The following is a 13699-nucleotide window of genomic DNA, read 5'->3' as shown; positions in this document are numbered from 1 at the left end:
CCGCGCCAGAGCCAGGAAGGCCGAGATGGCGAGGATGATCAGGATCGCGATGTCGCCGGCGGCGATGGGAAGGCTATCCAGGATCGGTCTCCTCGAAACTCCTGCGGCGGCCTCCCGAGGCGCCGCGCCCGTCGACATGGAACAGCGCCACCAGCTCCTCCAGCCGGGCAATGCTGCGCCGTCCGATCGGCAGCGCGTCGCGGCTGGGGGCGCGGCCCCGCTTCGGGTGCCCTTGTGGCACGATCGCGGCGGCGAATCCAAGCTTCGCGGCTTCCTTCAGCCGCGCGTCGCCTTGCCCCACCGCCCGGATCTCGCCGGACAGGCCGATCTCGCCGAACACGACGGTGTCGCGCGGCACCGGCACGCCAGTGAGGGAGGAGAGCAGGGCGGCCGCCACCGCCAGGTCGGCCGCGGGCTCGGCGATGCGCAGGCCGCCGGCGACGTTGAGATAGACGTCATTCATGCCGATGGCGACGCCGCAGCGCGCCTCCAGCACCGCCAGCACCATGGCCAGGCGGGCATTGTCCCAGCCGACCACGGCGCGGCGCGGGGTGCCGAGCGGCGAGGGCGCGACCAGGGCCTGGATCTCGACCAGCACCGGCCGGGTGCCTTCTAGCCCCGCGAAGACCGCGGCGCCGGAGACGTCGCCGCTGCGGTCGGCCAGGAACAGCTCGGACGGGTTGCTGACCTCGGCCAGGCCGCCATCGGTCATCTCGAACACGCCGATCTCGTCGGTCGCGCCGAAGCGGTTCTTCACCGCCCGCAGGATGCGGAACTGGTGGCCGCGCTCGCCCTCGAAATAGAGCACGGTGTCGACCATGTGCTCCAGCACCCGCGGGCCGGCGATGGCGCCGTCCTTGGTGACATGGCCGACGATCAGCAGCGCGGTGCCCCGTCGCTTGGCGTGGCGGATCAGCTCGGCGGCCGAGGCGCGGACCTGGGCCACGGTGCCCGGCGCGCTTTCCAGCGCGTCGAGGAACATGGTCTGGATCGAATCGATCACCACGACCTTCGGCCCGTCGGCCCGGTCCATGGCGGCGATGATGTCGCGGACATTGGACGAGGCGGCGAGGCGCACCGGTGCCTGCGCCAGGCCCAGCCGCTGGGCCCGCATGCGGATCTGGTCGACCGCCTCCTCGCCGGAGACATAGGCGCATTCGATGCTGCCGGCCAGGCGGCACAGCACCTGCAGCAACAGGGTCGATTTGCCGATGCCCGGGTCGCCGCCGATCAGGATGGCCGATCCCGGGACGATACCGCCGCCGCAGACCCGGTCGAACTCGTCATTGCCGCTGCGCCAGCGCGGCTCGTCGATCGTGGCCGAGGCCAGGTCGGTGAAGGCAATGGCCCGGCCGCCGCCGGCCTTGGCCCCGCCGAACGCCTTGGGTGCGGCCTCGACCACCTCTTCGACCAGGGTGTTCCACTCGCCGCAGGAATCGCACCGCCCGGCCCAGCGGGTGTAGCTGGTGCCGCAGTTCTGGCAGATGTAGCGGGTCGCGTTCTTCGCCATGGGCGAATCCTAAGTCAGGAAACCCGGACCTGCATCTGGATCGGCCCGTCTGCGCGGCCATGCACGAACTGGTCGACATAGGGGTTGCCGGACTCGTTCACCTGCGCCGCCGGCCCGGCCCAGATGATCCGGCCTTCCCAGATCATGGCGATGCGATCGGCGATCTTGCGGGCGCTGGCCATGTCGTGGGTGATCGACAGGGTGGTTGCGCCCAGCTCGCGCCGGCATTTCACGATCAGGTCGTTGATCACGTCGGCCATGATCGGGTCGAGGCCGGTGGTCGGCTCGTCGAAGAAGATGATCTCCGGCTCCGCCGCGATGGCGCGGGCCAAGCCGACGCGCTTCTGCATGCCGCCGGACAGCTCGGCCGGGAAGAGGGCGGCGACATCGGGGCCGAGGCCGACCTGGGCCAGCTTGTCGACCGCGATCTCCCTGGCTCGCTTGCGGGATTCGCCACGGCCCTGAATCAGGCCGAAGGCCACGTTCTCCCACACGGTCAGGCTGTCGAACAGGGCGGCGCCCTGGAACAGCATGCCGAAGCGCTTCATCAGGTTCACCCCGTCGCCGCCGGACAGCGGGGTGGTCTCGGCGCCGTCGATCAGGATGCGGCCGCGATCCGGCCGGATCAGGCCCAGGATCGACTTCAGCAGCACCGACTTGCCGGTGCCGGAGCCGCCGATCACCACCAGGGATTCGCCGGACGCGATCTCCAGGTCGATGCCGCGCAGCACCTGCTTCTGGCCGAACGCCTTGGTGACGCCTTCGAGCTTGATCTTCGGGGTGGTGGTCGCCATCGCCGTCACCCCACGTACAGGCCGGTGATCATGAAGTCGAACAGCAGGATCAGGATCGAGGAGGAGACCACCGCATTGGTGGTCGCCGCGCCGACACCCTGGGCTCCGCCGCGCGAATTGTAGCCGTGATAGCAGCCCATCAGCGCGACGACGAAGCCGAAGGCCGCCGCCTTCATCAGGCTCAGCACGACATCCTCGACCTCCAGCGCCTGCCAGGTCGCCGTCATATAGGCCGAAGGGTTATCGCCCAGCCGGTAGACGCTGATCAGGAAGCCGCCGAACACGCCGATGATGTTGGCCACGATCACCAGGCAGGGTAGCATCAAGAGGCCGGCGATCAGCCGCGGCGCCACCAGGTACTTGTACGGGTTGGTCGACAGGGTGCTCAGCGCATCGATCTGCTCGGTCACCCGCATGGTGCCGATCTCGGCCGCCATCGAGGCGCCGATGCGGCCGGCGACCATCAGGCCGGCCAGCACCGGCCCCAGTTCGCGCACCACCGACAGCAGCACGACGCTGGCGCCGAAGCCGCCGGCGCCGAAGCGGGCGAAGCCGGCCTGGGTCTGCAGCGCCAGCACCATGCCGGTGAACAGCGCCGTCAGCCCGACCACCGGCAGCGAGTAGTAGCCGATATCGATCACCTGGCGCAGGAACAGCCGCGGATAGAAGGGCGGCTTCAGGCATTGCGCCAGCGCGGTCAGGGTGAACAAAGCGAGGCGGCCGACCGCGGCGAGGAAGCCGAGGAAGGTGCGCCCGATCGTGGCGAGGAAGTTCATGCGGCGCCGCCGACATAGCGCCGGGCATAGCGCCGGCCGAGGCTGGTCAGGATCTCGTAGCCGATGGTGCCGGCGCTCTCGCCCAGCCGGTCGGGTGTCAGCTCCGGGCCGAGGATCTCGGCCAGGGCGCCGGGCGCGGCCAGCGTTTCGGGAATATGGGTCACGTCCACCGTGATCAGATCCATCGAGATGCGGCCGGTGATCGGCGCGGTGAAGTCTGCGATGCGCACGGCGCCGCGACCACTGGCGGCCCGCGGCACCCCGTCGGCATAGCCAACAGCGATCGTCGCGAGCCGGGCCGGACCCTCCACGCGGTGCGCGGCACCGTATCCAACGGTCATGGGGGTGTCAACGCGGCGGGTCTGCAGGATTCGGGCCTCGAGCCGGACCACGGCGGCCATCGGATTCGGCCGGTCCGGCGTCGGGTTGATGCCATAGAGCGCGGCCCCCGGGCGGGTCAGGTCGCCATGGAAGTCCTGGCCCAGAAAGATGCCGGAAGAGTTGGCGATGCTGACCGGGGCCGGCGGCAGCTTGGCCACGGCGCCGTGGAAGCGGTCGAGCTGCGCCCGGCTCATCGGATTTCCCGCCTCCTCGGCGCAGGCGAGGTGGGTCATCCAGGTGATCGGCCCGATGCCGTCGAGTTGGCTGGAGTCCGCGGCCAGCCGGTCCTGGTCGTCAGGCGCGAGGCCGAGCCGGTTCATGCCGCTGTCGAGATGGACGAAGCCGGGCAGGGCGGCGCCGAGCGCCCGGGCGTGGCCGGCCCAGGCGGCGATCTCGCCCGGATCGTTCAGGGCCGGGATCAGGTCGTGGGCGGTGTAGTCGGCGGCGAGGCCCGGCAGCAGGCCGTTGAGGACGACGATCCGCGCCTCGCTGAGCGCGGCGCGCAGGGCGATCCCTTCCTCCAGATGCGCGACGAAGAAGCTGCGGGCGCCAGCCGCGAACAGGGCGCGCCCGACCGGCGCGGCGCCAAGGCCATAGGCGTCGGCCTTGAGCACGGCGCCGCATTCCGCCGGCACGCCCCGTGCCCGCAGGCGGCGCCAGTTCTCCGCGATGGCGTCGAGGTCGATGGTCAGCAGGGCGCCGGCCCGGCCGAGCGCCGCCGCCTCACTGGTCATCGAAGCTGGGGTCGGTCTGCAGGTTGGAGAACTTGGTATACTGGCCTTCGAAGTGCAGCCGCCGCGTGCCGGTCGGGCCGTGGCGCTGCTTGGCGACGATGACCTCGGCCACGTTGTGCACCCGGTCCATCGCCGCCATCCAGTCCTGGTGCTCCGGCGTGCCCTCGGGCGGCTCGCCCTTCGACAGGTAATAGGCCTCGCGATACACGAACATCACGACGTCGGCGTCCTGCTCGATCGAGCCGGATTCGCGCAGGTCGGCCAGCTGCGGCCGCTTGTCCTCGCGGTTCTCGACCTGGCGCGACAGCTGGGACAGGGCGATCACCGGAATGCTGAGATCCTTGGCCAGGATCTTCAGGCCGCGGGTGATCTCCGAGATCTCCTGCACCCGGTTGTCGGTCTTCTTGCCGTTGCCGCCGGCGCTCATCAGCTGGATGTAGTCGACCACCAGCATGCCGAGATTATGCTGGCGCTTCAGGCGCATGGCGCGCGTTCTTAAGGTGCTGATCGAAACGCCGGCGGTATCGTCGATGAAGAACGGCGTCTGCCGGATCAGATTCGCGGCCTCGACCACACGCGGGAAGTCCGACCGCTTCATGTCGCCCTTGCGGATGCGCTCCGACGCGATCTCGGCGACCTCGGACAGGATACGGACGGCCAGCTGCTCCGACGACATTTCCATCGAGAAGAAGCCGACCACGGCGCCTTCCTTGCCGTTCTTGCGCAGATAGGCGGTGGCGGCGTTGAAGGCCATGTTGGTGGCCAGTGCCGTCTTGCCCATGCCCGGCCGGCCGGCCAGGACGATCAGGTCCGAGGGCTGCAGGCCGCCCATCATCTTGTCGATCTCGGCCAGGCCGGTGGTCACGCCGGTCAGCGGCGTGTCGCGCTCCAGCGCCTTGCCGGCGGCATCGACCGCACGTGCCAGGATGTCGCCGAACGGCTCGAAATCCTTGCGCAGCACGCCCGAGCTGGACAGGCGGTACAGCTTCTCCTCGCCCTCCTGGATCTGGGCCGGGCCGTCCATTTCGTTGTCGAGCTTGTAGGCCTCGTTGACGATCTCCTCGCCGGCCAGGATCAGCTGGCGTCGCAGCGAAAGGTCGTAGATCGTCCGGGCATAGTCCTCGGCATTCATCACCGACACAACGCTGGCCGCCAGGTCGGTCAGGTACTGGGCGCCGCCGACGCCCTCCAGCTCGTTGTCGGTCTCGAAATACTGCTTCAGGCTGATCGGGTCGGCGACCCGGTTCTGCTCCGCGAGTCGCAACGCCGCAGCATAGATCCGGCCATGCGCCGGGACGTAGAAATGCTCCGGGCGCAGGAAGTCCGACGCCTTCTCCAGCGCGGCGTTGTTGGCCAGGATGGCGCCGAGCAGCGCCTGTTCGGCTTCCTCGTTCGCCGGCATCCGCCGATAGGTCGGGCTCGCCGTCGGGTCGGCGTTGTGAACGAGGGTGAGGGGGGATTCGGGACGCGACTTCTCCATCGCCCCACCCTACCGCAGGCGGCGGGGGCACCGCCAGAAATCGACGGCCCCGCGACCCTGTGGATAGTGGGACCGAATGTGGACGGATCTGTGGACAACCGGAATCCGGCTGTCGGATCAGGGATTTACCGGTTTGGTTGTCGTTGCCGCAGGGGCGGCCTGCTGCCGCTTGGCGGCGCCGTCCATGATGGTGCGGGCCAAGCTGTCATAGTCGCCGTCGAAATGGTGCCCGCCGGTGGTCTTGATCACCTCGGCGCCGGCCATGGCGGGGGTCGGGCAGACGGTGTCGTCCTCCTCCTCGCCGTAGAAGCACTGGATGAGGGCCGGAGCGATCGACTTCAGCTCCGGCGCCACCGGCGGCGCATCGTCATCGGCGCTGACACCGAGCCAGCCGGTGACGCGAATCTCGAAATCGGTCCGTTCGGCCAGGCCCAGCAGGCTGATTTGGTCGATCTTCGCCTTTTCGGCGGCGGGCAGCCGGTTGTAGGCGAAGGGCAGGACATTGGCGCCGAAGGAATAGCCGATCAGGATCACCCGCTGGGCGCCCCAGGCCTTGCCATAGTGGTCGATGATGTGGGCCAGGTCCTTGGCCGTCTGCTCCGGCGTCTGCTGGCTCCAGAAATAGCGCAGGCTGTCGACGCCGACGACAGAAACCCCTTTGCTCTGAAGGGCTTCGCCGATGGTCTTGTCGAGGTCCTGCCAGCCGCCATCGCCGGAATAGATGATCGCCAGGGTGGGCGAGGGGCCGTCGGCCTTCAGTTCCTCCAGCGGCAGGCTGCTGACGGCGGAGGCGTCGGCATCGGCCGGCGCGTCCTGGTGCAGCATCGCTACGACCTGGTCGGCCAACGGCGCGTCCGGCGGCAGCGTCATCACCTCGCCGCCGGAACTCGCGGCGAAGGCGCTGGCTGCCGTGTCGGGCTGCTGCAGGCCGAGGCGCCACCAGCCGGGGATGTGCGGCTGCGGTCCGTAGGTGAAGCCGCCGCCTGGGGCGGGCGTGGCCGCCGGGGCGTCGCCCGGGCCGGTGCACAGCGGCAGCTTGGTCTTCAGCGGCGGCAGCGGGCCGATGCTGGCGCCGCCCTGGATTGTGGTTTTCGCCGCCGCCTGGGCCACCGCGCCATAGGCTACGGTCGCGCCCTGGCCGCGGCCGACAACAACCGGGGCGTGATAGGCGGCGAACTTGTATTCGCGCTCGAGCCGCTGGCTCAGATCCTCGAAATCGCCGGCCGGGGAATGGCAGTCCTCGTCGTCGCTGCGATCCAGCCCGTCGAGATAGCGCTTCAGGTCGACGCCCACGACGAAGGCGCCGTTGCCCTGCAGCCGCTGCGCCGCCGTATCGAACTCCGGGGCCCAGCCGGTATCGTCCGACAACAGGAAGACCATCGAGTTCGGCTGGCCCTCGGGCTGAAACAGCCGGACCGAGCCGAGGGTGCCGCCGTCATAGTCGCGGGGCGGCGCGGCGGAGGCGCGCTGGTCCGGGATCAGCCAGGCTGCCGCGGCCAGGGCGACGCCGGCCGTCACCGCCAGACCGGCGGCGACCAGCCAGGATGTCCGCTTCATCGTGCCACCAACCCCTTGATCCCGCCGCCGATCAGCGCCGCGATGTCCGAGATTGCCAGCGCCGGGGCCAGGCCGCTCGGCGTCGCCAGGTAGCGCGGCTCCCACACCGGATCGAATTTCTGCTTGAAGGCGCGCAGCCCCTCGAAATTGTAGAAGCGGGCGCCGCTGCGATAGACGAACCGGCCGATGCGGTGCCAGAGCGGCGCCAGCGGGTGGCTCTCCAGCCCCGACAGGGGTGCCATGCCGAGGCTCAGCGCCTCGTAGCCCTGCTCCTTGAAGTGCACGATCAGCTTGGTGATCAGATACTCCATCACCAGCTTGGAGTTCGCCTCGGTGTGCCGCATCAGGTCGATGGCGACCTCGTCCTTCTGCTCCGTCACCATCAGCGTGGCAAAGGCGACCAGCCGACCGTTCTCCCGCACCAGGGCGGTGGGCGAGCCATGGACGTAGCCGGGGATGAAGGCGCCGAGCGAGAACCGCTTCTCCTTCGCCGCTTGCTTGTGCAGCCAGTCGTCGGAGACGGCGGCGAGTTCGCTGATCAGGCCGGTGCCGGTGCCCGCCGGCACGATCTCGAAGGTCAGCCCGTCCTTCTCGCCGCGGGACAGGGCATAACGCAGCGCCTTCTTGCGGCTGCCGCCCTCCAAAGTGAAGCTGCGCAGCGGCACCCGTGCCTCCTCGCCCAGCTTCGACAGGGTCATGCCGGTGTCGAGATACAGCGGCAGGGTCTCGGCGCGGACGCCGTAATAGGCCGGGCGGCCGCTGGTGGCCTCGGTCATCTCGCGGAAGCGCCAGATCAGCTCCGGCCAATCCTCGCGCGCGCCGACCGGGTCGCCCAGCGCGGCCCAGGTGCGGCCGTGGATCGCATACATCAGGAAGGCGCGGCCGCTGTCGGAGAACAGCAGGGCCTTGTCGCCCGTGCGCACCAGATTGGCCTCGGCGCGGGGCTGCTGCCGCAGGATCTGCTCGGCCTGGTGCAACTCGGCGGCGGTCGGCGCCGCCATCCGGCCGCGCTGGGCCCGCACCAGGTGCCACAGGCCGTAGAGCGTGGCCAGCAGGCTGACCGCCACCATCGCGCGCAGGGCCCGCGACGCCTCGTCATGGATCTCGAAGGTCCACCACAGGTCGTTGGCGTAGGCGACGTGGCGGAAGGAGAAGAAGGTCAGCCAGGCCATGCCGCCGACGACGCTGCCCAGCGCGATCAGCCAGCCCGGCGTCATCGGCTGGTCGAACAGGGCGGAGCGGCGCCAGAACTCCTCCCGGCACGGCAGCATGATGACCAGGCACAGCAGCAGCAGCAGCGCCTCGCGCCAGGCGAAGCCCTTGCCCAGCGCCAGCACGGCGCTGACGGCGAGCAGCAGCAGGGTCAGCCAATAGGCCGCGATCAGGCGGCGGAACAGGCCCCAGGCGACGACCAGCAGTGCCAGCCCGGTCACCGCCGCGAGGATGTGCGACAGCTCGACCACCGCGACCGGCAGGTTCTCCAGGATCTCGAAGCGGCTCTTCAGGGTCGGGGTGGCCGCCGAGACCATCAGCAGCGTGCCGACGACGAAGATCAGTGCCGCCATCACCGACGGCATCAGCCGGCCGGCGACGTCGAGGGTCAGCCGGGTCGGGGCGTGGTTCTGCAGCCGGCGCAGCCCGCGCGCCGTCTCGGCGCTGGCCAGGATGCCGACGGCCAGGATCACCGGGATCAGGAAGTAGACGGCGCGGTAGACGACCAGCGCCGCGGCGATGGCCTGCGGCGGCAGCACCGGACCGAGGCCGAGCAGCATCACCGATTCGAACACGCCGACGCCGCCCGGGACATGGCTGATGATGCCGGCCACGGTGGCGACGACGAAGACGACGAAGAAGGCGCTGAACGGCACGCTGCCATGGGGCAGCAGGACCCAGAAGGCGAGGCCGGCGAACAGCAGTTCGACCGTCGAGATCACCAGCTGGCCGGCGGCGATGCCGAAGCTGGGCAGCGGGATCCGGCCCAGGAAGGGCTGATCGGGCCGGCGGCGGGCGCAGAGCAGCAGGAACAGCGCGGCGCCGGCCAGGATCGCGGCGGCGCCGGCATCGGTCCAGAGGCTCTGGACGCCGAGCGCGCGGGTCAGCAGATGCGGCTGCAGCAGCACGGCCCCGGCGCCGACCGTGACGATACCGAAGCCGAAAGCGAGGGCGCAGAAACCGGCGACCTTGGCGATGTCGCCGAATTCCAGCCCGGTGGCGGTGTAGACGCGGTAGCGCACCGAACTGGCGGTGACCAGGCCGCCGATGGTGTTACCGACGGCATAGCCGCAGAAGCTGGCCAGGGCCATGGTCCGCAGCGGCACCCGGGCGCCGACATAGCGCAGCGCCGACCAGTCATAGCCCATCAGGGCGATGAAGCTGCCGATCGTGCCCAGCAAGGCCAGCCCGACCGAGGTCCAGGGCAGGGCGCGGATGCGCGAGATCAGGTCGTGCCAGCTCATCGCCGCCAGCTCCTGCCGGATCGCATAGGCGGCGCCCGCGAACAGCAGCAGGGTGATGATCGTGAGCAGGGCCGGCTTCAGGCGCTGATGCATGGGCCGAAAGGTCACGGTGCCGGCGACGCCGGCCGCGTCGACAGTCGGAACGGAAACCGCCTGCGGCTGTGCCGTGGACATGGGACGGGAACTCGATTGGACCGGATGGCCGGACGCTAATCCTGCCGGGGCTCCGGATCACGTTAAGAGTTTGCAACGTCCAGTTCAGGTTGCGCCCGCCGGTCCTCGAATGCGGTCGCCCCTAAGAAAAAGGCGCGGACCCGAAGATCCGCGCCTCTTCGATACAGGACTGAACCGGACGGTTACGCCGGCTCGCCTTCCGTGCTCTCGGTCTCGACCTCGGCCTCTGCCGCGGCGGCCGCAGCAGCCGCCTCGGCCGCCGCTTCCTCTTCCTCGAGGACCGAGGCGACGACCATGCCGCCGCGCTGACGCTGCATCTCGGCCTCTTCGGCCGAGCGGGCGACGTTCACGGTGACCGTGACGCTGACCTCGGGGTGCAGCCGGATCCGGACCTTCTCCAGGCCCAGGGTCTTGATCGGCTGCTCGATCGCGACCTGGCCGCGCGAGACGGTGTAGCCCGCCTCGGTCAGGGCCTCGGCGATGTCACGCGCCGACACCGAGCCGTAGAGCTGGCCGGTGTCGCCGGCCTGGCGGATGACGACGATGTGCACGTCGTCCATCCGGCCCGCGACCTGCTCGGCCTCGCCCTTGGCCTTGAGGTTGTTGGCCTCGATCTGGGCCCGCTGCTTCTCGAACACGGCCAGGTTGGCCTTGGTCGCGCGCAGCGCCTTCTTCTGCGGCAGGAGGTAGTTGCGGGCGAAGCCGGGCTTCACCTTCACCACGTCGCCGATCTGGCCGAGCTTCTCGACCCGCTCCAGCAGGATGATTTCCATCGGACCCTCTCCCTTACTTCACGATGTAGGGCAGGAGGCCGAGGAAGCGCGCGCGCTTGATGGCGCGGGCCAGCTCACGCTGCTTCTTGGCCGAGACCGCGGTGATGCGGCTCGGGACGATCTTGCCGCGCTCGGAGATGAACCGGCCCAGCAGCTTGGTGTCCTTGTAGTCGATCTTCGGCGCGTTGGCGCCGGAGAACGGGCAGGTCTTCCGGCGGCGTAAGAACGGACGGCGTGCACCCATCGCGCTCATGCCTGGGCTCCTTCACCTTCGGCCTGGTCGCGGCCGAAGCCACGGTCCCGGCGCTCCCCACGATCGCGATCGCCACGGCCATCGCGGTCGCCCCGGCCATCACGGTCGCGACCGTCGCGGTCACGGCCGGCCCGGCTCTGCATCATCACCGACGGACCCTCCTCGAGGGTGTCGACGCGCAGGGTCAGGGTGCGCAGCACGTCCTCGTTGATGCCCATCAGGCGCTCCATCTCGGCCACAGCGGCCGCGGGGGCGTCAATGTTCAGAAGGACGTAGTGGCCCTTGCGGTTCTTCTTGATCCGATAGGCGAAGCTCTTCAGGCCCCAATACTCGGTCTTGGTGACCTTGCCGCCATTTTCGGAAATGATGGTGGAGAAACCCTCGGTCAGGGCCTCCACCTGCGCAGCGGACACGTCCTGCCGCGCGATGTACACGCTCTCGTAAAGTGGCATGGTGACTCCTTATGGCTGTTCCCGGCATGGCGCTGTGCGGCGGACCGCCAGCCGCCCATGCCAAAGCCGACCGCTATGCCGTGCGGCCGGCAAGGAGCATCGACGAAGGCGCGCACTATACTCAGGAACGCCCGAAGATCAAGCGCGATCGGAACCCTGTATCATCGATCAGGCTTGACTTGCAGTGGCGAGGCTCTAAGACCAGCGCCCTTATTTCATGCGGGGGATCGCCATGGCGCGCGCTTTCGTGTTTCCGGGACAGGGCAGCCAGGCTGTCGGCATGGGCAAGGCGCTGGCCGAAGGGTCGGCGGCCGCCCGTGAGGTGTTCGCCGAGGTCGATGCGGCGCTGGGCCAGAAGCTGTCCGAGCTGATGTTCGGCGGCGACATCGAGACGCTGACGCTGACCGAGAACGCCCAGCCGGCGCTGATGGCGGCCGCGGTCGCCGCGGCGCGGACGGTCACGGCGCGGTCGGGCAAGCCCCTGCCCGATTTCGCCGGCTTCGTCGCCGGCCACAGCCTCGGCGAGTACTCGGCCCTGGCGGCGGCCGGCGCGATCAGCGTCGCCGACGCGGCCCGGCTGCTGCGCCTGCGCGGCCGGTCGATGCAGAAGGCGGTGCCGGTCGGCGTCGGCGCCATGGCGGCGCTGCTGGGCCTCGACCTCGACCAGGCGCGCGACGTCGCCGCCCGCGCCTCGACCGCGGAGTCGATCTGCACCGCGGCCAATGACAACGCGCCTGGCCAGGTCGTCGTCAGCGGCCATAAGGAAGCCGTGGAGCGGGCGATCGCCCTGGCGGCCGAGCTCGGCGCCAAGCGCAGCATCCTGCTGCCGGTCAGCGCGCCCTTCCATTGCCCGCTGATGGCGCCGGCGGCCGAGGCGATGCGCGCCGCGCTGGCGGAGGTCGAGGTCAAGGCCCCGGCCGTGCCGGTGGTGGCCAATGTGATCGCGGCCCCGGTCACCGCGCCGGACGAGATCCGCCGCCTGCTGGTCGAGCAGGTCACCGGCACCGTGCGCTGGCGTGAGAGCGTGCTTTACATGAAATCGGCGGGCGTGCAGGAACTGGTCGAGCTCGGGGCCGGCAAGGTGCTGGCCGGCCTCGCCAAGCGCATCGATCGCGACCTCGCCGCGGTGTCGCTGCAGACGCCCGAGGAGATCGACGCCTGGATCGCATCCACCGGCGCCTGAACCGCAAGGCCTGACGCACAAGGGATAGAGAGCATGTTCGATCTGAACGGCAAGTCCGCGCTCGTCACCGGCGCTTCGGGCGACATCGGCCGCGCCATCGCCACCCTGCTGCACGCCCAGGGCGCCACTGTCGCGCTGTCTGGCACCAAGGTCGAGAAGCTGGAGGCGCTGGCCCGTGAGCTGGGCGAGCGGGCCCACGTGACTCCGGGCGACCTGTCGACCGCCGAGGGCGCCGAATCGGTGGCCAAGGCGGCCGAGGCGGCGACCGGCGGCATCGACATCCTGGTCAACAATGCCGGCCTGACCCGCGACGGCCTGGCGATGCGGATGAAGGACGAGGATTTCGAGACCGTCCTCAACGTCAACCTGGTGTCCGGCTTCCGCCTGGCGCGCGCGGCGCTGCGCGGCATGATGAAGAAGCGCTGGGGCCGGATCGTGTCGATCACCTCGATCGTCGGCCAGACCGGCAATCCGGGCCAGGCGAACTATGCGGCGTCCAAGGCCGGCCTGACCGGCATGACCAAGGCCCTGGCCCAGGAGGTCGCGAGCCGCGGCATCACCGTCAACTGCGTCGCCCCCGGCTTCGTCACCAGCGCCATGACGGACGCGCTGAACGACGAGCAGAAGGCGCGCATCGCCGCCACCATTCCGATGGCGCGGATGGGCGACCCGGCCGAGATCGCCGCGGCGGTCCTGTATCTGGCCAGCAACGAGGCGGCCTATGTCACCGGCCAGACCATCCACGTCAATGGCGGGATGGCGATGGTTTGAGGTTGCCTGGGGTGGACATGGCCAGATGCTTGGCCATGTTCGATCAGGTGTGTTATGTGACCGCGGGTTACGGGGCGGTCACTCGTGCGGGGGTTCAGCACTGCGGAATACAGCCCCGTTCCGCTCTCTTGAAAGGTAGAACGAATGAGCGACATCGCCGAGCGCGTTAAGAAGATCGTCGTCGAGCATCTCGGCGTCGAAGAAGGCAAGGTCACTGAGTCGGCCAGCTTCATCGACGATCTGGGCGCCGACAGCCTCGACACCGTCGAGCTGGTCATGGCGTTCGAGGAGGAGTTCGGCTGCGAGATTCCGGACGACGCGGCCGAGAAGATCCTCACCGTGAAGGACGCGATCAGCTTCATCGAGCAGCATTCGGCCGGCTGATCGCAGGCCCGTGTCACACGT

General features: G+C 69.3%; 13 protein-coding genes. 3 read left to right on the top strand and 10 right to left on the bottom strand.

All coding sequences use genetic code 11. From position 1 onward, the window contains the following. Window positions 1-73 precede the first annotated feature (73 nt). The 10 genes from radA to rpsF all read right to left on the bottom strand — a co-directional run bounded on the left by radA (window position 74) and on the right by rpsF (window position 11340). Window positions 74-1510: a DNA repair protein RadA gene (radA, locus tag ABDW35_RS05995; RefSeq protein ID WP_343712944.1), complete on the bottom strand. Its 1437-nt coding sequence runs from the start codon at window positions 1508-1510 to the stop codon at window positions 74-76. 14 nt (window positions 1511-1524) lie between these two features. Then, on the bottom strand, window positions 1525-2304 hold the full coding sequence (locus tag ABDW35_RS05990; RefSeq protein ID WP_343712943.1) for an ABC transporter ATP-binding protein: 780 nt from the start codon (window positions 2302-2304) through the stop codon (window positions 1525-1527). 5 nt (window positions 2305-2309) lie between these two features. Continuing rightward, window positions 2310-3080, bottom strand: coding sequence for an ABC transporter permease (locus ABDW35_RS05985; protein ID WP_343712942.1), 771 nt, complete (start codon window positions 3078-3080; stop codon window positions 2310-2312). Further along, entirely contained in the window at window positions 3077-4195 is a 1119-nt protein-coding gene (gene alr, locus ABDW35_RS05980) for an alanine racemase (protein ID WP_343712941.1), read from the bottom strand. The genes ABDW35_RS05985 and alr overlap by 4 nt, the downstream gene beginning before the upstream one ends. Beyond that, entirely contained in the window at window positions 4185-5675 is a 1491-nt protein-coding gene (locus ABDW35_RS05975) for a replicative DNA helicase (RefSeq protein WP_343712940.1), read from the bottom strand. The genes alr and ABDW35_RS05975 overlap by 11 nt, the downstream gene beginning before the upstream one ends. Before the next feature lie 117 nt (window positions 5676-5792). Further along, the gene (locus tag ABDW35_RS05970) at window positions 5793-7232 is read right to left on the bottom strand and encodes an AcvB/VirJ family lysyl-phosphatidylglycerol hydrolase (RefSeq protein WP_343712939.1); all 1440 of its coding nucleotides are present in this window, start codon (window positions 7230-7232) and stop codon (window positions 5793-5795) included. Beyond that, the gene (gene mprF / locus ABDW35_RS05965; RefSeq protein ID WP_343712938.1) at window positions 7229-9781 is read right to left on the bottom strand and encodes a bifunctional lysylphosphatidylglycerol flippase/synthetase MprF; all 2553 of its coding nucleotides are present in this window, start codon (window positions 9779-9781) and stop codon (window positions 7229-7231) included. Before mprF ends, ABDW35_RS05970 begins: the two co-directional genes overlap by 4 nt. Window positions 9782-10044: 263 nt before the next feature. Then, on the bottom strand, window positions 10045-10635 hold the full coding sequence (rplI, locus tag ABDW35_RS05960) for a 50S ribosomal protein L9 (protein ID WP_343712937.1): 591 nt from the start codon (window positions 10633-10635) through the stop codon (window positions 10045-10047). 13 nt (window positions 10636-10648) lie between these two features. Then, on the bottom strand, window positions 10649-10888 hold the full coding sequence (rpsR, locus tag ABDW35_RS05955; RefSeq protein ID WP_343712936.1) for a 30S ribosomal protein S18: 240 nt from the start codon (window positions 10886-10888) through the stop codon (window positions 10649-10651). Beyond that, entirely contained in the window at window positions 10885-11340 is a 456-nt protein-coding gene (gene rpsF / locus ABDW35_RS05950) for a 30S ribosomal protein S6 (RefSeq protein WP_343712935.1), read from the bottom strand. The genes rpsR and rpsF overlap by 4 nt, the downstream gene beginning before the upstream one ends. 232 nt (window positions 11341-11572) lie before the next feature. On the opposite strand from rpsF, the gene fabD reads away from it, so the two are divergent. From fabD to ABDW35_RS05935, 3 genes are all read left to right on the top strand, one after another. Then, complete coding sequence (gene fabD / locus ABDW35_RS05945; protein ID WP_343712934.1) at window positions 11573-12523, top strand: ACP S-malonyltransferase; 951 nt, start codon at window positions 11573-11575, stop codon at window positions 12521-12523. 33 nt (window positions 12524-12556) lie between these two features. Then, window positions 12557-13294 carry a 3-oxoacyl-[acyl-carrier-protein] reductase gene (gene fabG / locus ABDW35_RS05940; RefSeq protein WP_343712933.1) on the top strand — a complete coding sequence of 246 codons (738 nt, stop codon included), beginning with the start codon at window positions 12557-12559 and terminating at the stop codon, window positions 13292-13294. Between the two features lie 144 nt (window positions 13295-13438). Then, the gene (locus tag ABDW35_RS05935; protein WP_309799242.1) at window positions 13439-13678 is read left to right on the top strand and encodes an acyl carrier protein; all 240 of its coding nucleotides are present in this window, start codon (window positions 13439-13441) and stop codon (window positions 13676-13678) included. Window positions 13679-13699: the final 21 nt, after the last annotated feature.

Origin of the sequence: Inquilinus sp. (assembly GCF_039594555.1) — a bacterium.
Classification (GTDB): domain Bacteria; phylum Pseudomonadota; class Alphaproteobacteria; order DSM-16000; family Inquilinaceae; genus Inquilinus.
The sequence above is the reverse complement of the archived record's forward strand: the minus strand, read 5'-3'. Positions and strand labels throughout refer to the sequence as shown.

What these genes read in the sequence shown, in the direction of transcription:
- radA (WP_343712944.1), bottom strand. Translation starts at nt 1,510, where the DNA reads ATGGCGAAGAACGCGACCCGCTACATCTGCCAGAACTGCGGCACCAGC.
- ABDW35_RS05990 (WP_343712943.1), bottom strand. Translation starts at nt 2,304, where the DNA reads ATGGCGACCACCACCCCGAAGATCAAGCTCGAAGGCGTCACCAAGGCG.
- ABDW35_RS05985 (WP_343712942.1), bottom strand. Translation starts at nt 3,080, where the DNA reads ATGAACTTCCTCGCCACGATCGGGCGCACCTTCCTCGGCTTCCTCGCC.
- alr (WP_343712941.1), bottom strand. Translation starts at nt 4,195, where the DNA reads ATGACCAGTGAGGCGGCGGCGCTCGGCCGGGCCGGCGCCCTGCTGACC.
- ABDW35_RS05975 (WP_343712940.1), bottom strand. Translation starts at nt 5,675, where the DNA reads ATGGAGAAGTCGCGTCCCGAATCCCCCCTCACCCTCGTTCACAACGCC.
- ABDW35_RS05970 (WP_343712939.1), bottom strand. Translation starts at nt 7,232, where the DNA reads ATGAAGCGGACATCCTGGCTGGTCGCCGCCGGTCTGGCGGTGACGGCC.
- mprF (WP_343712938.1), bottom strand. Translation starts at nt 9,781, where the DNA reads ATGCATCAGCGCCTGAAGCCGGCCCTGCTCACGATCATCACCCTGCTG.
- rplI (WP_343712937.1), bottom strand. Translation starts at nt 10,635, where the DNA reads ATGGAAATCATCCTGCTGGAGCGGGTCGAGAAGCTCGGCCAGATCGGC.
- rpsR (WP_343712936.1), bottom strand. Translation starts at nt 10,888, where the DNA reads ATGAGCGCGATGGGTGCACGCCGTCCGTTCTTACGCCGCCGGAAGACC.
- rpsF (WP_343712935.1), bottom strand. Translation starts at nt 11,340, where the DNA reads ATGCCACTTTACGAGAGCGTGTACATCGCGCGGCAGGACGTGTCCGCT.
- fabD (WP_343712934.1), top strand. Translation starts at nt 11,573, where the DNA reads ATGGCGCGCGCTTTCGTGTTTCCGGGACAGGGCAGCCAGGCTGTCGGC.
- fabG (WP_343712933.1), top strand. Translation starts at nt 12,557, where the DNA reads ATGTTCGATCTGAACGGCAAGTCCGCGCTCGTCACCGGCGCTTCGGGC.
- ABDW35_RS05935 (WP_309799242.1), top strand. Translation starts at nt 13,439, where the DNA reads ATGAGCGACATCGCCGAGCGCGTTAAGAAGATCGTCGTCGAGCATCTC.